23 protein-coding genes, 1 pseudogene and 1 other annotated feature are annotated in these 20,822 nt (G+C 27.7%); of the genes and pseudogenes, 20 read left to right on the top strand and 4 right to left on the bottom strand.

The genetic code is table 11. The features are described from left to right. Nucleotides 1–157 precede the first annotated feature (157 nt). The 8 genes from K0039_RS15475 (at nt 158) to K0039_RS15440 (ending at nt 8,174) form a co-directional block, all read left to right on the top strand. A complete protein-coding gene (locus tag K0039_RS15475; RefSeq protein ID WP_228105974.1) occupies nt 158–583 on the top strand; it encodes a hypothetical protein in 426 nt (141 codons plus the stop codon). 164 nt (nt 584–747) lie between these two features. Further along, a complete protein-coding gene (locus tag K0039_RS15470) occupies nt 748–1,596 on the top strand; it encodes a L,D-transpeptidase family protein (RefSeq protein WP_228105973.1) in 849 nt (282 codons plus the stop codon). A 205-nt stretch (nt 1,597–1,801) separates the two neighbouring features. Then, the gene (locus tag K0039_RS15465) at nt 1,802–2,257 is read left to right on the top strand and encodes a DUF6323 family protein (RefSeq protein ID WP_228105972.1); all 456 of its coding nucleotides are present in this window, start codon (nt 1,802–1,804) and stop codon (nt 2,255–2,257) included. Then, nucleotides 2,250–3,635, top strand: a complete 1,386-nt coding sequence (locus K0039_RS15460; RefSeq protein ID WP_228105971.1) for a DUF6179 domain-containing protein — start codon at nt 2,250–2,252, stop codon at nt 3,633–3,635. The genes K0039_RS15465 and K0039_RS15460 overlap by 8 nt, the downstream gene beginning before the upstream one ends. Nucleotides 3,636–3,730: 95 nt before the next feature. Next, nucleotides 3,731–4,321: an ATP-dependent Clp protease proteolytic subunit gene (locus K0039_RS15455; RefSeq protein ID WP_228105970.1), complete on the top strand. Its 591-nt coding sequence runs from the start codon at nt 3,731–3,733 to the stop codon at nt 4,319–4,321. A 138-nt stretch (nt 4,322–4,459) separates the two neighbouring features. Further along, nucleotides 4,460–5,239: a C40 family peptidase gene (locus K0039_RS15450; protein ID WP_228105969.1), complete on the top strand. Its 780-nt coding sequence runs from the start codon at nt 4,460–4,462 to the stop codon at nt 5,237–5,239. 214 nt (nt 5,240–5,453) lie between these two features. Continuing rightward, a complete protein-coding gene (locus tag K0039_RS15445; RefSeq protein WP_228105968.1) occupies nt 5,454–6,290 on the top strand; it encodes a DegV family protein in 837 nt (278 codons plus the stop codon). 189 nt (nt 6,291–6,479) lie between these two features. Then, nucleotides 6,480–8,174 carry a CoA-disulfide reductase gene (locus K0039_RS15440; RefSeq protein ID WP_331476765.1) on the top strand — a complete coding sequence of 565 codons (1,695 nt, stop codon included), beginning with the start codon at nt 6,480–6,482 and terminating at the stop codon, nt 8,172–8,174. Nucleotides 8,175–8,427: 253 nt separating this feature from the next. Here K0039_RS15440 and K0039_RS15430 read toward each other — a convergent pair whose 3' ends face one another. Both K0039_RS15430 and K0039_RS15425 read right to left on the bottom strand, forming a co-directional pair. Further along, nucleotides 8,428–9,057: a 4Fe-4S binding protein gene (locus K0039_RS15430; protein WP_228105967.1), complete on the bottom strand. Its 630-nt coding sequence runs from the start codon at nt 9,055–9,057 to the stop codon at nt 8,428–8,430. A 2-nt stretch (nt 9,058–9,059) separates the two neighbouring features. Then, nucleotides 9,060–9,269 (bottom strand): DUF362 domain-containing protein, encoded by a 210-nt coding sequence (locus K0039_RS15425; protein ID WP_228105966.1) that lies wholly within the window; start codon nt 9,267–9,269, stop codon nt 9,060–9,062. Between the two features lie 187 nt (nt 9,270–9,456). After that, nucleotides 9,457–9,718, top strand: a binding site (T-box leader). A gap of 147 nt (nt 9,719–9,865) precedes the next feature. Between K0039_RS15425 and K0039_RS15420 the strand changes: the two genes are divergently transcribed. From K0039_RS15420 to K0039_RS23895, 7 genes and pseudogenes are all read left to right on the top strand, one after another. Then, nucleotides 9,866–10,084: an ACT domain-containing protein gene (locus K0039_RS15420; protein WP_228105965.1), complete on the top strand. Its 219-nt coding sequence runs from the start codon at nt 9,866–9,868 to the stop codon at nt 10,082–10,084. Nucleotides 10,085–10,165: 81 nt separating this feature from the next. Further along, the gene (gene ilvC, locus K0039_RS15415) at nt 10,166–11,155 is read left to right on the top strand and encodes a ketol-acid reductoisomerase (RefSeq protein ID WP_228105964.1); all 990 of its coding nucleotides are present in this window, start codon (nt 10,166–10,168) and stop codon (nt 11,153–11,155) included. Between the two features lie 28 nt (nt 11,156–11,183). After that, entirely contained in the window at nt 11,184–12,863 is a 1,680-nt protein-coding gene (ilvB, locus tag K0039_RS15410) for a biosynthetic-type acetolactate synthase large subunit (RefSeq protein ID WP_228105963.1), read from the top strand. Between the two features lie 133 nt (nt 12,864–12,996). After that, a complete protein-coding gene (locus K0039_RS15405; RefSeq protein ID WP_228105962.1) occupies nt 12,997–14,205 on the top strand; it encodes an Ig-like domain-containing protein in 1,209 nt (402 codons plus the stop codon). A 78-nt stretch (nt 14,206–14,283) separates the two neighbouring features. Further along, entirely contained in the window at nt 14,284–14,517 is a 234-nt protein-coding gene (locus tag K0039_RS15400) for a hypothetical protein (protein ID WP_228105961.1), read from the top strand. A 217-nt stretch (nt 14,518–14,734) separates the two neighbouring features. Further along, nucleotides 14,735–14,914, top strand: a complete 180-nt coding sequence (locus K0039_RS15395; RefSeq protein WP_228105960.1) for a hypothetical protein — start codon at nt 14,735–14,737, stop codon at nt 14,912–14,914. 27 nt (nt 14,915–14,941) lie between these two features. Next, a pseudogene (locus K0039_RS23895) lies at nt 14,942–15,076 on the top strand (helix-turn-helix domain-containing protein); the annotation flags it as partial. 223 nt (nt 15,077–15,299) lie between these two features. On the opposite strand, the gene K0039_RS15385 reads toward K0039_RS23895, so the two are convergent. Continuing rightward, nucleotides 15,300–16,130, bottom strand: coding sequence for a DegV family protein (locus K0039_RS15385; protein ID WP_228105959.1), 831 nt, complete (start codon nt 16,128–16,130; stop codon nt 15,300–15,302). 239 nt (nt 16,131–16,369) lie between these two features. Between K0039_RS15385 and trhA the strand changes: the two genes are divergently transcribed. Both trhA and K0039_RS15375 read left to right on the top strand, forming a co-directional pair. After that, nucleotides 16,370–17,038 (top strand): PAQR family membrane homeostasis protein TrhA, encoded by a 669-nt coding sequence (gene trhA, locus K0039_RS15380; protein WP_228105958.1) that lies wholly within the window; start codon nt 16,370–16,372, stop codon nt 17,036–17,038. Nucleotides 17,039–17,055: 17 nt separating this feature from the next. Further along, a complete protein-coding gene (locus K0039_RS15375; protein ID WP_228105957.1) occupies nt 17,056–18,150 on the top strand; it encodes a GIY-YIG domain-containing protein in 1,095 nt (364 codons plus the stop codon). A gap of 116 nt (nt 18,151–18,266) precedes the next feature. Here K0039_RS15375 and K0039_RS15370 read toward each other — a convergent pair whose 3' ends face one another. Continuing rightward, the gene (locus K0039_RS15370; protein WP_228105956.1) at nt 18,267–18,482 is read right to left on the bottom strand and encodes a YdbC family protein; all 216 of its coding nucleotides are present in this window, start codon (nt 18,480–18,482) and stop codon (nt 18,267–18,269) included. Nucleotides 18,483–18,696: 214 nt separating this feature from the next. Between K0039_RS15370 and K0039_RS22035 the strand changes: the two genes are divergently transcribed. The 3 genes from K0039_RS22035 to K0039_RS15360 all read left to right on the top strand — a co-directional run bounded on the left by K0039_RS22035 (nt 18,697) and on the right by K0039_RS15360 (nt 20,764). Continuing rightward, the gene (locus K0039_RS22035; protein WP_265589502.1) at nt 18,697–18,822 is read left to right on the top strand and encodes a hypothetical protein; all 126 of its coding nucleotides are present in this window, start codon (nt 18,697–18,699) and stop codon (nt 18,820–18,822) included. Between the two features lie 174 nt (nt 18,823–18,996). After that, nucleotides 18,997–19,929 (top strand): macro domain-containing protein, encoded by a 933-nt coding sequence (locus tag K0039_RS15365; RefSeq protein ID WP_228105955.1) that lies wholly within the window; start codon nt 18,997–18,999, stop codon nt 19,927–19,929. A 70-nt stretch (nt 19,930–19,999) separates the two neighbouring features. After that, nucleotides 20,000–20,764, top strand: a complete 765-nt coding sequence (locus K0039_RS15360) for a ribonuclease H1 domain-containing protein (protein ID WP_228105954.1) — start codon at nt 20,000–20,002, stop codon at nt 20,762–20,764. The last annotated feature ends 58 nt before the right edge of the window (nt 20,765–20,822 follow it).

The following is a 20,822-nucleotide window of genomic DNA, read 5'->3' as shown; positions in this document are numbered from 1 at the left end:
AGCAAGGTCATTGCCTGAAGCGGTAGCTAAGGTATCTCGTTGGCGATATGAGCGAAGCGAATTTTTTATAAAAATTTATTTTCTTAAGGTTTAATTAAGGTTTTGGGGAAAAGTAAAATTAATCAAAAGCGATTTTATAAACTTAAGGAGGTAAAATATGAAAAAAGATGATAAGTCAGTAGGTTTGGTGATAATTACGCTATTAATAATATTTGGAACATTATGTGGAGGAACTTTAAAAGCTAATGCTTCGGAAAATACGATGACTTCATGTACATATGTTGATTATAGCCCTTGTCCAAGAGTTGAAGGATATTTGCTAAAAGAAAGCATTAATGAGTTAAAAGAAAGGGGTAGCCTTACGGAAGATGATGTGAAAAATATTAATTTCTATATGACAAAGGATAGAGAGTCAAAAGAAGCCGAAATTAAAGAACGAATTTATAAAATTGAATGTGAAAAAATAGACAAAATGGTGAGTGAAAAAGTTATTAGTAAGGAAAAAGGAGAAAAATTAAAAGAAACTGTAAAAGAAAATATACAAGATATGAAAAAAAATATAAAAAGATTAAATAGTAAATAACTAAGATGGCCTGGTATTAAAGTTACCAGGCCATTAATTATTAAAGCATTAAGATGATTAACTGAGTGCTATAGAATTATTCTTTAGATATATACACAAATGATGAACTAATATAGCTTTAATCTCATAAAATAGTATAAAAATATTTATTATGGGGTGGAAATATGCGTAGAATTAAAAGACAACAAGATTTAAATGATAATGTAAAATATACTCTTGCCAATTTGAATCTAAGAGATGCAAAATCTACTGAGGCTAATGTTATTACAGTGATACCAGCAGGCTCGAAAGTTAATGTTATCGATGCAGAAGAAGATTGGTATGAGGTGATTTATAATGGTTTAAGAGGATTTGTGTATAACGAGTACCTGTCAAAAACGCAATATACTTGGACAGATACCGAATTAAGATCTTTTCCGGACTCAGCATCAAATCCAGTAACCATAGTTCCAGCAAAATCTAGGGTTCAAGTTTTAGATGTAAATGGAGATTGGAGTAAGGTTATTTATGACGATGAAGAAGGATATATTTTTAATGTATTTTTAAGTAATGATGGTATGGAACCAGGGGAATATGATTTTACTTATTTTGATACAGATATGGTTAAATTTGTAAATGATAATGATATAAAAAGTCCAACTATAAACTTAATTACTACAAATTTGGACAATAGATTAACTTATGTATTTGAAAAAGGTGAAAATAATCAATGGGAGTTACTCTATAAATGGAGCTGCACCGTAGGAAAACCTAGTACACCAACAATTACGGGAACTTTTTATATAAATGGTAGAAAGCCATACTTTGGAACAGATACTTATAGAGTAAAATATGCTACAAGAATAAAAGGAAGTTATTATTATCATTCTATTCTTTTTAATGCTGATGGAACAGAAATAATTGATGATACTTTAGGTGAAGCTTTAAGTCATGGTTGTGTAAGGTTAGCAGTGGAAAATGCACAATGGATATACGATAATGTTTTAGATACAACAACAGTAGTAATTTATTAATAAAAAATGAACAAATAAAAAAGGCAAGTTATTATAACTTGCCTTTTTTATGCATAAAAAAATAGCAGGTAAACTGCCTTTGCTTTGTTGACAACTATATATAATTGTAATATACTAAAGGTTAGATTTGAAATCGAAATAAAACATATATTGATTTAAGTATATCACAAACAAAATAAAAAGTCAATATATTTTTAAAAAGGAGATGATAAAGTTGATAAAAAACATTATTTTAAGTTCAATACAAAATGAATCTATTATTGTAGCAAAAAATGAAATCTTAAAAATTAATGAAGAATCATCAGCCTATGGATTGATTTTAACGCCTGGAGATGTGGAAGAAATAATTAAATCAAGAGGGTATAGCTTAAAAATTTATGGAAGAATAGATCTGAATATGGATGTGACTAAAAAATTAATAAATAAAATATATACATCTCAATATACAGACAAAGATGATTATGTGGAAATAATTAATGATTTACAAGATATTTTTTACTATTTAAAAAATGAAACATTGGATGAAGTAAGTGATAATGAAATTATAGATATTATAGTTGAATTCTATGAAAAAACTAGTGGAAGAATCGACAATGTACAAAACTTAACTGAAAAATTTGCACTAGATTATAGATTAGGAAGGGTAAGTGAGGATGAATAATTTACAATTTATTAGTAAAGATTTTAACTCTAGTAATCTTTCAAAATATAAATACACTATTTCCCTTATAAACGAATGTGTAAGGTGCGAAATATTATCCAAATCTTTCTTATATAATGTACAAACTAAAATAGGAGAAATATTAAAAGATATAATATTGAGCTATACAAGAGGGGAAAGTAGCTCAGTTACAGTGGAAAAAGCAGAAAAGCTTATAATTGGAATATGGTACACAATAGATGCATATATGAATACTTTGGAAAATATAAATCTAGCTATAAATATTTTAAAGAATGAGGAAATTTCATATATTTATGAAAAAGGAAAAATAATATTAAAAGAGGATTTCATTCATACTAAAAACTTATATGAAAAAACATTAAAAAATCAAATTTATACTGATTTAAGAGCTTATAAAGATACTTTACCTGGAATTTCGGACTTTTTTAAGTACTATGATTTAGAATTTGAGCCAGATGAAAGTGTAGCAGATATAGATTATCCTCTTGCATTTGACGACTGGGATGTGGCAGGACTTTACTATATAAAAAATTATTTATGGAATCTATACTTGGAGAATGAAATCTGCAACAAATTTAATAATGATGATATTCATAAAATTCTAAAATCTTATGGAGATACTTATAAAATAGATTATAAAGATTTACTTATAAATATTTTTGAAATGACAATTAATAATGGAGTTTTTTCTATACTTTGTAATAATAATTCTTTGGAAATAAGTAAAAAGGATTTTGAGAAATTAAATAATAGATTGAAAAAGTTAAATAAAAATGAAATAAAAATTTTGGTTAGCTTATCGATAAATAAAATAATTAAAGATTATAATTTGGGCGAATATGAGAAAGCTTACTTGAAAAAATATGAAGATGATCTTATAAATCTTACAATAGATGAATTGAAAAGAGACAATTTAATAAATCTTTTAGTTATAACAGATGAAATTGAAAATAATGAAAGTCAGTTAATTATTGATGAAGAAAGTAGATTAGATGATGAGACTTTTAGAGTAATAATAGAAGACATATTAGACAGTGATAATATTTATGAAAAAATAAATATAATAAATAAGAAAATAAATTCAATAAAAGATTATATAGATATGTTGAAAAGTAATTGTATATTTGAAGATGAGTATTTGTTTCTATTTATGCCTTTGAGCAATTTAGAACTAAGTATTTTATGTAAATTTATATTTTATGGAGAATACAGAATGGAAAAGTTAGATATAATAAAAACTCTTTCTAAAAAATTAGACACTAATTATGAATGGGAAGAGTTTTACGTAGAATATCTTAAATCATTAAGTGAAAATAAATTAAAAGAAATAGAAAATTTAATAAACGGAAAGTTGTAAGGCAAATAAGATAGATATATAATGTTTAATAAGGGACAAATTAACAATAATCTTTAGCATGGTTTATATTAAAAAGGTATAAAAGGAGAAAGCAAATGATTTATTTAGGGGAGAAAGAGGAAAAAGGAAAAGACACATCTAGTATGGTAATGGAAAAATTATTAAAATCTAGAACAATATTTATTTCGGGAGAGATAAACCAAGAATTAGCAGAAAAAGTATCTACTCAACTATTAATATTACAAGAAATGGGTGATGAGCCTATAAAGATATTCATAAATAGTCAAGGTGGACATGTGGAAGCTGGAGATACTATCCATGATATGATTAAATTTGTAAAACCAAAGGTTATAGTTATAGGTACAGGATGGGTAGCTAGTGCGGGAATAACAATATATCTTGCTGCTGACAAAGAAAATAGATATTCTCTACCAAATACAAGATATATGATACATCAACCACTTGGTCAATGCAGAGGTCAAGCAACAGATCTTCATATAGAAGCTTTAGAAATTGCTAGAGTTCGTAAAAGAATAAATAAAATAATAAGTACTGCAACAAACCAACCGTTAGAAAAAGTTGAAAATGACACAGATAGAAATTATTGGTTAAATTGTGAAGAAGCAGTAGAGTATGGCATAGTAAACAAAGTAATAAGTAGTTATGATGAACTACCTACTGTATAAGAAGGAGAGCCTTGTGGGCTCTCTTTTTGTGAAAAAAATTATTCTGAAATATAACAAAAATAAGTTTAGGCCTAAATAAAGAAAATTAATTGCCGTATTATATAAATTATAAAAACAAATTATAAATTGGAGTAAGATATGAGTGAAATTAACCAAATAGCTGTAAGTAGACTGCTACAGGCAATGAGCACTAGTGCAAGTCTAAATAGTAGTAATAGTTCATCTAGTAATTCATCATATGACTTTGTTTCTGTTTTATCAAATAGTTTACTAAATTCTAATAATTTAGGAGGTTCTTGTACTTCTTGTAATAGCGCAGGAAATTTATTGAATAATATTAGTAACTTAAATAATAATAATTTATATTCTAATGATTTAAATGCACTTACTACACTTCTTGGAAGTATAAATTCCGATAGAATAAATGTGAATATAAATTATGGAAAACCTGAAGATCTTCAGTCAAGTAATGCTAACACAATAGCAAATATAGAAATATCAGTTGGCGATAGTAAAGAGACTGAAAATGTTGCTAATCCAACAAGTAAAACTAAAATGGATAAAGCGGTAGATTTACTAAAAGAACAAATAGGAAAAAAATATGTGTGGGGAGCAACAGGACCAAACAATTTTGATTGTTCAGGATTAACTCAATATATTTATAAAAAAGCACTAGGCAAAAATATACCAAGGGTATCATATGAACAAAGTGAATATGGAAAATATGTTAAGCAAAAAGACTTACAAGTAGGAGATTTAATATTCTTTGACACAATGGGAAAAGGAAGAGTAAGTCATGTAGGTATTTATATAGGAAATAATGAATTTATACATGCTTCAAATCCAAGAGATGGAGTGAAAAAATCAACTTTAACTGGACATTATGAAAAAAAATACATATGTGCAAGAAGACCATAATTTAAAATTGAATAAAGTATAAGAAATATGAGAAAACTTTTATAGTATGATATAAACATACTATAAAAGTTTTCTTTTTGTTTTAAAACATATTAATAGTAAAAAATTGATAATCAAAATAAAACGTTGACATTAGATTAATCAAATAATATAATTAAATTAATTATCGGTCGGATGACCGACTTGTGAAATTTTATAATTTAAGGAGTAAATTATGAATAAAATAAAGATAATAACAGATAGCTCTTGTGATTTAAATAAGGATATAATTGAAAAATATAATATAAAAGTAGTACCATTAAATGTTTCTTTTGGAGAAGATGTATACATAGATGGAGAATTGGATAACAAAGAATTTTACGAAAAAATGAGAAATTCTAAGGAACTTCCTAAGACTTCATGTCCATCACCAGAAAAATTTATGCAAAGTTATGAAGGTGATGAGGATGTGATAGTACTTACAATAGCATTGGCATTATCAGGTACTTACTCAGCAGCTATTCTTGCTAAGAATATGATCTTAGAGGAAAATCCTAATAAAAAAATAGCTGTAATAGATACAGAAGCAGGATCCATAGGACATGGACAGTTTGTAGTAAAAGCGGCTAAATTAATAGAAGAAGGAAGAAACTTTGAAGAAGTAGTAGATACAATTGAAAAATTAAAGAAAGATAAATTTTTCTATGGTTCATTGGAGACTTTAGAAAACGCTATCAAAGGTGGAAGAGTAAATCCTCTAGCAGGGAAACTTATAAATGCTTTAAATATGAAAGTAATAATAAAGGTTAGTGAGGGTGTTGTAAAACCAATAGATTCAGCAAGAGGCTGCAATAATTCTATTAAAAAAGTTGTAGGAAAAACCAGTGATATTATTAGTAATGGAAAATATACATCACTAGCAATAGCTCATGCAAACTGTTTAGAAAAAGCCGAAAAAGCTAAGGAAATGATACTAAAAAATCATAGTTTTGAAGAGGTTATCATAACTGAAATCGGTTCAGTTATGGGAACTTATACATCAGAAGGTGCTATATTAGTAAGTGTTTTATAAAGATTAATTTAGGAGTTATCCAGAATAGTTAATAATAATTATGGATAGCTCTTTTTATATGTGTATATTATTATTAACTGCCTTTTTTCTAATAATTATTCAATTTTAAAGTCTTTATTAAATGAGAAATAACATATATTTGGACTATAATATAAGTGAACAGATAAAATTATTAAGGGGGGTAAATTAATGTCTAAAAAGGTTTTGATAGTAGGTGGAGTAGCAGGTGGAGCATCTGCAGCAGCAAGGCTTAGAAGACTGAATGAAGATTTTGAAATTATTATGTTTGAAAAGGGAGAATACATATCATTTGCCAACTGTGGTCTTCCATACTACATAGGGGATAGTATAAAAAATAGAGGTTTTCTTCTTGTTCAAACTGTAGAGGGAATGAAAGAAAGATTTAAACTTGATGTAAGAAATTTAAGTGAAGTTATAGAAATAGATAAAAATAATAAAAAAGTTAAGGTAAAAAATCATGAAAGTGGAGAAGTATATGAAGAAACCTACGACAAGTTAATACTTTCACCAGGGGCAATGCCTAAAATACCTGATATAGAGGGAATAAAATCTTGTGAAAAGTTATTTACTCTTAGAAATATTGCAGATACAGATAAAATAAAAAACTACGTTGATATTAATAAACCACAAAAAGCTCTTATAATTGGCGGTGGATTTATAGGTTTAGAAATGGTTGAAAATTTACATGAAAGAGGAGTAGAAGTAACATTAGTTCATTCAAGGGAGCAAGTTATGAAGCCTGTTGATTATGAGATGGCAAGTGTACTTCATACTCATTTAATCGAAAAAGGCGTAAAATTAATATTAAAAGATAAACCTGCTAGGATTGAAGATAATGGTAAAAAAGTTGTTTTAAAAAGTGGAAAAGAAATAGAAACGGATATGATTATTCTTTCCATAGGAGTAACACCTGAAAGTAAGATAGCAAAAGAAGCTGGAATTGAAGTAAATGAAAAGGGAGCTATTGTAGTAAATAGTAAGATGAGAACTTCGAATGAAGATATATATGCTGTAGGAGATGCCATACAAGTTATGGATTTTGTAAATAAAAAACCAACTATGATCCCTTTAGCATGGCCAGCAAATAGACAAGGTAGATTAGTTGCAGATATATTATCAGGAAAAGACGTGGAATATAAAGGAGCTCTAGGTTCATTAGTAGCAAAAGTATTTGATTTAACTGTTGCAGCCACAGGAAATAATGAAAAAACTCTTAGAGATTTGGAAATACCTTATGAAGCGATTCATATTCATCCAGCATCTCATGCAGGGTATTATCCAGGGGCAACACAAATTTCATTTAAGATGTTATTTGATCCAATTACAGGAAAAATATTAGGTGCACAAGGCGTTGGAAAAGACGGTATAGACAAACGTATCGATTTAATAGCAAACTCAATTAAAGCAGGATTTACAGTATATGATTTGCAAGACACAGAAGTTTGTTATGCACCACCTTACAACTCTGCAAAAGATCCTGTAAATATGATGGGATACTGTGGTGCCAATATTATGGAAAACATAGTTAAAAATACACAGTGGTATGAAATTGAAAATCTAGTAAAAAATGAAGAATACATACTTGATGTAAGAGAAGAATACGAAGTGTCAAATGGTTCTATAAAAAATGCTATGAATATACCACTGGGACAATTAAGAGATAGATTGAATGAAATACCTAAAGACAGAAAAATATACGTATGTTGCCAAGTTGGATTAAGAGGATATATTGCATGTACTATATTAAATCAATATGGATATAATACTTCAAATATAGATGGTGGATATAAAACCTATAGCAGTATAAAAAATGCAGAAAAATTAATAAGTGATCGAGATGAAAGTTTAGAAGCGATTTTATAATTATAAAGAATAGAGGATAAGAAATATCCTCTATTCTTTTGAAAAAGTAGAAGGGCTAGAAGCCATGAGGATTGAAGATATTGAAAAATCAAATCAAGAAGAGTGAGCAGAAAAAATGAAGGTATCTAGACAAACTTTTTAAAATATTATAGATTCAGCCAGAGAAAAAGTTGCAATAGCCTTAACTCAAGATAAGTCTATAAGAATAGCTGGCGGAAATTATAGAGCTAAGTTTTTTATATTTAAACAGGTTCTAACTAACTTTACTTGAACAGCCACTACAACTGTTACATGATGTATTACTTTTATCACTATATTTTGCTTTTGATATTAATTGTGTCATAGTTCCCATTGGGCAATAAACACACCAAGATTTTGGTTTATATAATAACATTGTTATTATTCCGAGAATTGTTGATGTTAACATCATACTATAAAATCCAAAGGCAAATTGAGTTACCCATGGAGTTACCATGCTAGTATTAGTCCATGCCCAAGGTACTTTAAATGTCCAAAGTAATTGTACAGCTTCTTTTAAGCCGTTTGTTCCTTTAAATACTAAATAAGTGTTAAATAACATAACTACAAACATAGTTATAAAGAATGTTAAAAATCCATATCTAAACCACTTACTTCTTAAAAATTTAGGAATATCTCTATTTTTTGATAATTTTAATTTATTTCCCATTAAATCTAACATTTGGCCTCGACCGCAGTAAATATTGCAATAAGTTTTACCATGACCAGATAGAGATATTATTAAAGGTATTAAGAAACATAATAAACCTATCCAAGCGAATAATATATTAAAAAATCCTAAGGCTAAATATGTGAGACTTATTATCCATATATAATCGGTGAATCTCTTTTTCCTTTTATTCATAATTATTCTTCTACCTCCACTTTTTCTATATTTATAACCGACGCAGGACATGATTTTGTACATTTTCCGCATCCTACACATTTATCTAAGTTTATCTCTGCAAAGACACCTTGTTCTATGTGTATTAAATTAAAAGGACATACTTTTACACAACTACCGCAAGCTACACAGTAATCTTTATCTATAATTGCTTTTCTTTTTATTTTTGCCATTTAAATTTCCTCCTCAGTGATATAAAAGTATTATAATGTTTTTATATATGAAATACAGTGATAAAGTCACTTTGAAAAAATAATGTAGATTGTATATTGAAATGAAAATTCAGAAAATTTTTAAAAATAGGTTGACATTAAACAATAACCTGCATATAATTACTGATATAAATTGAAATTAATAAATTTAAAAGCTTTGACGGAGACAAAAATACTTAGTCTAATTAATTACAGAGAGCCAATGTTGCTGAGAATTGGTGTTAATTTAAGTATATAATAATCACTCCCAGCTTTCATATTGAAAAGTTTTCTTAGTAAATATGAACGTATGCTAGCGTTACTTAGCTATAGTTAAGATTAGCTCTGACTAGAATAAATGAGAGATAACCTGTATGTTTTTTTAGGTTATAAATAAGGTGGTATCGCGGAATATAACTTTCGTCCTTATGAGCAAATAAATGTTGCTTATAATGGCGGAAGTTTTTTTATTTGCAAGAATATATAAAAACCTAATCAATTTCTATAAGCTACATGGAAAGTTAAGAGCTAAGCAAATTTTAAGTAAAATTGTAAAGATTTAATAGGAGGTAATTTATATGAAAAGAAATGTATATGCAAGTTTAAATCAAGGAATGGATTCATTTTTAAGAGTAGCTATGACTCTTAGAAGAAAAGAACTTGAAGTAGAGTCCATGAGTATGTCTGCAGAAAGCTGTGGAATGCACTTAACAATAAATGACGAAACAACATCGTTAGAAGATGTAATTAATTATATGAGAAAACTACATGATATATCTGATTTAAAAGTAATGTAGCAATTAAATTGATATGAAGTAATATCTATACAGATAAATTCATAATTATAAATTTTAACTAAACACAGGGGGTAAATTGGAATGAAAATGTTTTATGAACATGATGTAAAAATGGATGTTTTAAAAGGGAAAAAAGTAGCAGTACTTGGATATGGAAGTCAAGGTCACGCACATGCACAAAACCTTAGAGATAGTGGTGTTGAAGTAGTAGTAGGATTACATGATACTAGTAAATCAATAGAAAAAGCAAAAAATGATGGATTCAAAGTACTTAGTGTATCAGACGCCACAAAAACAAGTGATATAGTAATGTGCCTAATGCCAGATACGGCTCAAAAGAAAATATATGATGAACATATAAAAGATAACCTAAAAGAAGGTCAAACACTAGCTTTTGCCCATGGTTTTAATATACATTATAACTTAATAAATCCACCAGAATTTGTGGATGTAGTAATGGTAGCTCCTAAAGGACCTGGTCATTTAGTAAGATCTATTTATAAAGAAGGAAGCGGAGTTCCTTGCTTATTTGCAGTATATCAAGATGCAAGTGGAAATGCTGGTGATACTGTTCTTGCTTATGCAAAGGGGGTAGGTGGAACTAGAGTGGGAGTTTTAAAAACTACTTTTAAAGAAGAAACAGAAACAGATTTATTTGGAGAGCAAGCAGTGCTTTGCGGTGGATGTGAAGAGTTAATAAAAGCTGGATTTGAAACTTTAGTAAATGCAGGATATCAACCAGAAGTTGCTTATTTTGAATGCTTACACGAAATGAAATTAATAGTTGATTTAATGTATGAAGGCGGACTTGAAAGGATGAACTACTCAGTTAGTGATACGGCTGAATGGGGTGGATATGTATCAGGACCTAGAGTAATAAATGATGCATCTAAAGGAGCTATGAAAGATGTACTTAAAGATATACAAAATGGTAAATTTGCAAAAGAGTGGATACAGGAGAATGAAGATGGATGTGAAGACTTCTTAAATAGAAGAACACAACAATATCATGCAGAAATATCAGAAACAGGTAGAACTTTAAGAAGTATGATGACTTTTTTAAACAAATAAGATTTATATATAAAAGGAGGTAAATTAGGTGGATGGGTCAAGAGTAATATTAGAATGTCTTATAAAGGAAGGTGTAGATACTATATTTGGTTACCCTGGAGGAGCAGTAATACCTCTTTATGATGCTCTATATGACTATACAGATAAACTATATCATGTGAGAACTTCTCATGAGCAAGGAGCAGTTCACGGTGCTGATGGATATGCAAGAAGTTGTGGTAAAGTAGGGGTATGTTTTTTAACTTCAGGTCCAGGAGCTACAAATGCGATTACAGGAATAGCGACAGCTTATATGGATTCATCTCCATTAGTATGTTTTAGCGGTCAAGTACCGACAGCTTTACTAGGAAAAGATTCTTTCCAAGAAATAGATATAACTGGGGTTACTTTATCAGTAACAAAGCACAACTTCTTAATAAGAAGAGCAAAAGACTTACCAAAAACCATAAGAAAAGCATTTGAAATTGCTAATAGTGGAAGAAAAGGTCCTGTCTTAATAGATATACCAAAGGATTTAATGTTGACAGAAGTTGATTTTGATATGGATGATTATCTTCCATCTAATTTTGAAAATCCTTTAAAAAGTGAATATGAGTTAAAAGAAGAGTATGAAAATAAGAAGAAAGTGGATTTAGCTTGTGATTTAATAAGAGAAAGTAAAAGACCTATAATATATGCTGGAGGAGGTGTAAAATCTGCTAATGAGGAAAAATTACTAGTGGATTTTGCAAAGAAAATTGATACTCCTGTATTAAATACAATAATGGGTCTTGGTGATATAGATAGAAGAGATGATTTATCCTTAGGACTGTTAGGGATGCATGGAAGTAAAGAGGGAAATTTAGCCATATCTAATTCAGATTTAATTATAGCTATAGGAGCTAGATTTAGCGATAGAGTAATAGGCAAGAGTTCTGAGTTTGCAAAAAATGCCAAGGTAATTCATATAGATATAGATCCTTCTGAAATAAATAAAAATATAAAATCAGAAGTTGATTTAGTGGGAGACTTAACTTTATTACTTAAGGAATTATATAATAAAGTTAATAAAAAGAATAATTCTAGTTGGAAAAAAGAAATAAAAACTTACGAAGACAAAGAAAATATAATGAGTGAAGATGAGTTTCACCCGCAAAATATATTATCTTTAGTAAATAAAAAGATGGGAGATAATACAGTGGCAGTCACAGATGTGGGTCAACATCAAATGTGGACTGCGAAGTATTGGAACTTTTCTCTTGGTAAAAGTTTTATAACATCATCAGGTCTTGGAACTATGGGATTTGGTTTAGGTGCTGCCATAGGAGCTAAAATTGGAGTACCAAGCAAAAATGTAGTATTGGTTACAGGAGATGGAAGCTTTAGGATGAATTGTAATGAAATGGCTACAATTTCAACTTACAAAATACCTGTTCTAATATTGCTTCTTAACAACTCTACTTTGGGTATGGTTAGACAGTGGCAAAAACTTTTTTCTAATGAACGATATTCCCAAACTGATGTTGATCCAAGTGTAGACTATGTAATGTTAGCCAAAGCTTATGGAATAGATGGTTATAAAGCAACAAATATGGAAGAATTAAAGAATGTTTTAAGTGAGATAAATATAGATAAACCAGTATTTTTAGAATGTGTAATAAATACGAACTATGATGTTTATCCAATAGTACCTCCCAATGAAACACTATTAAATTTAATATGCAATTAAAATAAGTAGGTGAGTTTATTGTAAGCTCATATACCTATTTTTGACAAATTAGTTACAATATTGAAAAAAATATGGAATTTACATTTAAATATGGTATGTTTAAATTAAATATTTTCAATGAGGGGGAAATTTAATGAAGAAAAAATTATTATCTTTACTACTATCACTTATGATGATAGTAAGTATAACAGCATCGTCTTTCGCAGATGAAGTAACAAATGTAAGACCAAGGAGTGCAAGCATAGAAGATATTTTGGGTGATATCTTACTTGACGAGAACGCTGAGGTAGATATTAAAGAAAAACCTATAGCTATAAGACTAGATACTGAAAAAAAATATAAAGTTAATGCAGACTTATCTTTAATAATGTACAAATTTAAACTAACTAGTGACAAGAGTATAAATCTTAGCTATAAATCAACTTCAAAATTATTTGAAGTAACAATGGTTGGTAGTGATGAGGAATCGATTATATGGTCAGATACAATGGTAAATGAATCAAAAGAAGTATCAAATAATGTAAACTTAAAATTAAAAAAAGGTGAATATGCAATATTAGTAACTGCGACTAAAGGTAATTATACAATAAGTCCTAAGACAACAAAAACTTTAAAAACAATGTCACCTTTTACTATAAAAAAAGTACTGTCAGGTACTACTTCTTTATCAGGAACAGGTGTAGCTGGTGCAAAAGTAAGTGTTATGACAGATAGTTATAAAACATATACAACAACTGTAAAATCAGATAATACATATAAATTAACTATTCCTAAGCAAGAAGAATATTCTACATTATTAGTTAAAATAGAAAAATCAGGTTATGGCTCTAAGTTAGCTTTAGTTGAAGTAGAAAAAGCTAAGTTTTCTACATTTACAGTTAATGAAGTAAAATCTACTTCTACAAAAATAACTGGTAAAGGAAAAAGCGGTGCGACAGTAAGAGCTTCTGTAGATGGCAAGAAGATAGGAGAAGCTACAGTAAAATCAGACGGTACATACTCAATGAAGATAAAAAAACAATCTTCTGGTAGAAAGATTTCAGTAAAAATCTATAAAACTGGTTACACTTCAAAATCTAAGACTGTAACAGTTAAAAAGGTTTTCAGTAAAGGGCTTACTGTTAACTCTGTAAAATCAACACAAAAAACTATAACTGGTAAAGGTTCAAAGGGTGCAACAGTAAAAGCTTATGCTAATAATAAACAAATAGGTAAGGCTACTGTTAAATCAAATGGAACTTACTCAATGTCTATTCCTAAACAATCAAAAGGAAAATCTATAACAGTCAAAATGTCTAAAAGTGGTTATGCAACATCTTCAAAAAGTATAAAAGTTAAATAATATAATATTTCTTTTGTTTTTTAAATTATTGTAATATATAAATAGACTAAATTATGAAAATAAAGTGGGAGACAAAAGGTGGAAAAAATATTAATTAATATGGGAAGTGTTGAAACTATTCGAAATATTATAAAAAATGTGGATAGTGGAGTTTATAATATAGTGGACGAAAAAGAAAGAGAAGTATCTATTTTGGTAGAAAAAAACAATAGATTAGAAACTCGAACAATAAAGGATGAAGGTTGGATCTTATCTATGGAGTATGATAAAAGTGGGCAAGTGATAACAGAGTCTTTAATCAAGATAAAATAAAAAATTACAGAATGATATAAAAAATAAAAGTGTGTTGTTTTAACAACATACTTTTATTTTTTATATAAGAGTCAACGCTTGGAATTATGAATTTTTGTATATAAAAATGATATAATAGGTAAATTACAAACTCATGAAGTTTTTGGGATGGATATATTATGTACATTATCTCAAAATAGTTTTTACAATTTTTTATACAGCTGAGCCATCTTTCATTTTGAAAATAGATAAAAAAATATTAGAAAATGGAATAATTTTATCTGAAAAAGATACTTATAAAATTTATAACAATATTATTGCTTGTTTAGCAAATGCTTGTGCAAAAAAATGCCATAAAATAGAAATAGTATCTCAACGAAGTATAAGAGATAAGATTATAACTTATTTATTAATTTAAAAAAAGAACAAGAACTCCAATAAGTTTAAAATTTCTTTTGATAGAGATCAATTAGCAAATTACTTATGTGTAAATAGGAGTGTTTTATCCCATGAATTATCTCTAATGCAACAAGATGGAATCATAAAATTTAGAAAAAATGAATTTGAAATTCTTAAATAGTGTTGTTTAAACAACATACATGAAATTTTAGATAGAGTATACTTATACATATAAATACTTAATTAGTATTTATCTTTGTATGAAGGATTAAAAATATTACTTGGACTACAATATGTTAAATTTTAAAAACATATTAAAAAGCAGTATTATTAAAATTAAAATAGTCTTAGATAGTATACTTGTTAGCTATCTAAGTCTATTTTGATATTTTTTATTAAAATTATTACATACAAGATATTCCCATAACTCCTGGCCCAGAATGAGAACATATAACACATCCTATATTAACAAAATAAATATTTTTAACTTCAGATTCCTTTTCTAAAGCTTCTTTCATTATTGCTAAATCATCTTCATTGTCTCCACAACCTAAAATAATGGTCTTATCTTTTAAATTTGCTCCAAATCTATTTACTATGGTTTTTGCTAAAGTTGAGTAAATTTGTTTTTTACCTCTAACTTGAGACTTTTGAGATACTAAGCCATCCTTAACTTCTAGAATAGGTTTAATTGACAATAAATTTCCAAGAGCAGCCTTAGTAGAAGAAATTCTTCCACCCATTTTTAAATATTCTAAAGTATCTACAGAGAAGGCTACTTCAACATTATTTTTATATTTTTCTAAAGTTGAAACAATGTTATTAACAGAGCAACCCATTTCAACCATTTTACATGCTTTTATTACAAATAAAGCACTCCCTATAGATAAATTTTCTGTGTCAAAAATAAAAACATTGTCATGTCCATCATTTTTAGCTAACATGGCACTTTGATAAGTTCCAGAAGCTATTGAAGATCCAGAGATATAAATTATTTGTGTATTTTCATCATATTTTTCAAATACAGATTTAAATTGTACATAAGTAGCTTGAGAAGTTTTTGGCATACTATCACTTTCTCTAAGCATTTTATAAAAATCTTTTGTAGTTAAATTTTCTCCAGCTAAATATTCTTTATTATTAAAAATTACTGTTAAGGGCACTATATCAACATTATATTTTTCAAGTATCTCCTGTGGTAAATCAGAAATACTATCACATACTATTTTTATCATTTCTTAATCCTCCAATTATTACTTATTATAAAATATACTATCATCATGAAAAAACATTGTAAAGCCAAATTTTTGACATTCAAAATAAATTATGGTAACTTAGTTTAAATGATTTAAAATACGAATGAGATTTCTGTATAAGAAGGAATTACGAAGTTGAAAATCGTACTATAATTAGTGTGTATAAAATACATATATTTCTAAACAGAAATGACTTGAAAAGAAGTAGGAGGAATAATATGAGAACAAAGTTAATTGATAGAAAGTTACCTAACTATTCTATAGCAGAGGAGAGATTTAATTATATATCTCATATAGTAGGTGGTGCTATTGGTGTAATAGCTTTAGTAATATGTGTAATAATTGCAGCGTGGCATCACAATATAATGGCAATAGTTACATCAGTAGTATATGGAATAACAATGATATTACTATATTCCATGTCATCTATATACCATGGTTTAAAAGATGGTATGGCGAAGAGAGTATTTCAGGTTTTAGATCACTGCGCTATTTATATTTTGATAGCGGGTACATATACACCTATTGCACTTTGTTCAATAAGAGAAGTAGATCCAATAGTAGGATGGAGTATATTTATTGTAGAGTGGTCACTTGCCATAATAGCAATTATATTTAATGCAATTGATTTAAAAAAATACGCTGTATTTTCTATGATATGTAATTTAATAATGGGATGGGGAATAATTGTAGTAGTTCCTGTAGCTATTAAGGCTCTTACTTGGAGTGGATTTATGTATATTTTAGCAGGAGGAATATTTTATACAGTTGGAGCTGTTTTATATGGAATAGGAAGGAATAAAAGCTATATGCATTGTATTTTCCATGTATTTGTGCTGCTTGGAAGTATAGCTCATTTATTTGGAATAATGTTTTATGTATTATAAATTAGGGGGAGATATTATTGAGTAAAATTGCACTAATATCCTGCACCAATGGAAAGAAGACTGGGTTTAATTTAGTTAAGGATATAGATAAAGAGAGTCAATTATTTAAGTTATCTATGGACTATGGAAAAAAGATTGCAGATGAAGTTTATATACTAACTTCAAGATATGGTCTTGTAAAAGAAAGGGATTATACCATGTCTTATAATGAGTCGACCAGCTTTACAAGTGAAATGGAAAATAGATTATGGTCGCTGGGAGTTTTGAAAAAATTGAACAATTTTACTAATATACATGAAGATGAATATATTATTTTATCAGATAAAAGTTATTACAAAAATTATGTGGAACTTTTAAACAAAGTTGATATGCCTTTAGGACACTTGTCAGTAGAAGAAAAGATAAATTTTTTAAGAGAAGAGCTAAATGAAGAAGATCGAGGAAAGATTTCCTATGGAGAAAAGCTACATATACTTTTTAATTCTATGAAAAGATATAACCACAATAATTTTGATGAAATTCCATTCACCAATGGTATTTATATAGTTTTAGATAAAAAAGAAAAATATAATGATATGGATAGGATTGTAAGAATAGGTACTCATGATAAGGATAATAAATTAATTGTTAGAATTAAAAATCACTATAAAAATGGATTTAAAGATAGCAGTTTTTTTAGAAAAAATATAGGAAAGTCTATTTTATCTTATAATGAACACTATTATTCGTATATTTGGAATATAAATTTTAATGATAAAATTAATGAGAGTAAATATGCACAACTTAGAGATATGGAAGTCGAATCAATTTTGGAAGAAAAAATAAGTAATTATATGAAGGAAAGATTTGAATTTGTATGTTTTGAAGTGGAAGAATTAAAAGAAAGATACAGACTAGAGGAAGGTTTAATTTCTACAATATATCATGATAATGAATTTGATAGTTCTGACAACTGGCTAGGAAAATATAGTCCTATGGATGAAATCAGAGATAGTAAAATGTGGATATCTAAAGGTTTTGATAATGCTAAACTAAATGAAAGTGAATTTAGAAAAGTTATAACATTATGTGTTAAATCAAACGAGAAAAAAGAAGAATTTAGCCAAGTATAGAATAATAATCATTTTTATAATAAAAATAAAAAAAGCTGATTAAAATAAGAAAATACATCTTATGAAATCAGCTTTTTATTTTACTTTAAATTTATTTAAAAATAATGATTTGCTAATTATAAATTGCTAATTATTTCTTTTAAGGCTTCAAATTCTTCATTACTTAATGTAATTCCTTTTCCCATTTTTTCGTGTTCTGGACCCCAGTCTCTTAAGTCATATTTTGGTTTAGCACCATTCCAACTAATAAGATTTAACTCTTTTGTCCATCCTTTAGTATTTTCAGATAAGACTCCTAAATGTTCAACTATATCATATTTAAAATCTGCCATTTATAAAAACTCATTTTTTATAACATTTTATCATATATTTCTATTATTATAAAATATTGGATATTATAAACGATTTTATATTAAAATATGTGTTTTTAATAGTTAATTTTTATATGATTTACATTATTAGTAACCCACATATTTATTTTTCATAATATATATTAAACCTAAAAAGTAAATGTTAGATAGGGTTAAAAGCCAGCGGAGGCATGACATGAGAATACTAAAATGTATAGTAAAGATATTTTTCAAAGAAGCAATGTGTAAATATAAAAATTTATCTTATATGGAACTTTCCATAGGACTGTTAGAGGATGATGATATATACAAAACTAAATAATTTAAGTATATAGAAAAAGTTAGATTTGTCTAACTTTTTACTTTTGATTTATGATAATTTTAACAAAAATGTTTATAATTAAATTGTAGAGTCAATAATAAAAAGGGATTTTATACTTTTTTATAGAAAATGTATGAAAAGTAAATAATTTATTGTTGAAAATGGGGTGTATATATGGACAGTATAGATAACAGAATTAAAATTATAAAAGAAGAAGTTATAGACATTAAAGTGGATGCCATTGTAAATCCAACAGATGAGTGTTTTAGTGGTAACGATGGACTTGATAAGTTAATTCAAAAGAATGCTGGACCAAAACTTAGTAAGAAGTTATCCAAAAGTGGAATTTGCCAAGTAGGTCATAGTATTATTACAAAGGGATATGATTTAAATGTAAAAAGTATAGTTCACACCTGTACACCTAAATGGCAAAGTGGAGATGAAGATGAATGCCATTTATTATATTCCTGCTATAAAAACTCTATAGATATGGCAGTAGAATACGACAATAAAACTGTAGCAATTCCTTCCATCAGTTCAGGAAATAATAAATTCCCTTTAGAAAAGTCAGCTAATATAGCCTATTATGCAGCATGGAAAATGGTGAAGAAGTATGATTCTAAAGATCTAGAAACTATATATTTTTCATGCACCAATAAAAATACTTATGAATTTTATAAAAAGCTTTCTCAGGATTATAAAGATATAGAATTTTCCCTAGAAATGATTGAACAATATAAAAAAATGGATAAATACAATCAATATAATTTTACTATTGATGATTTTATTAGAAATTTAGGCGTAGAAAATTCTTATAATATTTTTTTACTTAAAGAAGCATTTTTGGCAGGTAATATTGAATTAGAATTTATTGAAGAAGCTGTAAAGACGCTTAAACAAATTTTTTTACAAATGAAAAATATGAGTAAAAACTTTGCTGAAAAAATTTATATAGAAGAGCTAGAATCAACTGAAAACATATTAAAAGAAATATTTAATACTATCGATTATGATACTATAGAGCATGCAAAAGAAAGAACAAAGGAGTATTTTGTACATGTTAATGATTATGTATTTGAAAAAATAAATAATTCTTATAGATATTAATTATACAATTTAGTATTATTAATGATATTATAATATATGTTTATGATGAACAAATGAAAGGAATTTTAATATGTCAAAAAAGAAGTTCTATGCAGTTAAAGTTGGAAAAACTCCAGGGATATATTTCACTTGGGTTGACTGTTCTGCACAGGTAACAGGATATAAAGGTGCAAAATACAAAAGTTTTCCAACTATTGAAGAAGCCATGGCTTTTATAGGTGATGATAATATAAAATCTATGGAAAAAGAAGCTACAGTTAAGGAGAACGTATTGCATACGGAAAAAGCTCCAACAAATACTAAACCACTAAAAGAAGGTTATGATGTGAAGCCTATTAGAAGTACTGCAAAGGTTAAAACTTGTAAATCATATATAAATCCAGAAGAAATTATTGATGATTATGAATTTATTGCTTTTGTAGATGGAAGTTATGACAGAGGAAATCAAGTTTTTGGCTCTGGTGTGATTGTACTTGACCCTAATAATAATTCTCATGAAACTTACCATAATGCAGGGTATGACAAATGGGATCAATGGAATATAGTGGGAGAGTTAGAATCAGTTAAAGTCGCTATAAATAAAGCTAAAGAATTAGGAATGCAAAATATAGCTATTTACCATGATCTAAAAAATATAGCTTTATGGGCAAGTGGTGAGTGGCAGGCAAAGAATGAATATACTCAAGAATATGTAAAATATATAGAAAACATGAGTAAAGAATTGAATATTTGCTTTGTAAAAGTGAAGGCACATAGTAATGAAAGTGTGTACAATGATTTAGCAGATGAAGCTGCAAAAGGTGCTATTATAAAATACTTAAATGAAAATAAATAGTACTTATACTACGAAAATGGAAATTGATTAATAATAAAAAGGACATATCACATTATGT

Source organism: Terrisporobacter mayombei, assembly GCF_020748465.1.
Classification (GTDB): domain Bacteria; phylum Bacillota; class Clostridia; order Peptostreptococcales; family Peptostreptococcaceae; genus Terrisporobacter; species Terrisporobacter mayombei.
The sequence above is the reverse complement of the archived record's forward strand: the minus strand, read 5'-3'. Positions and strand labels throughout refer to the sequence as shown.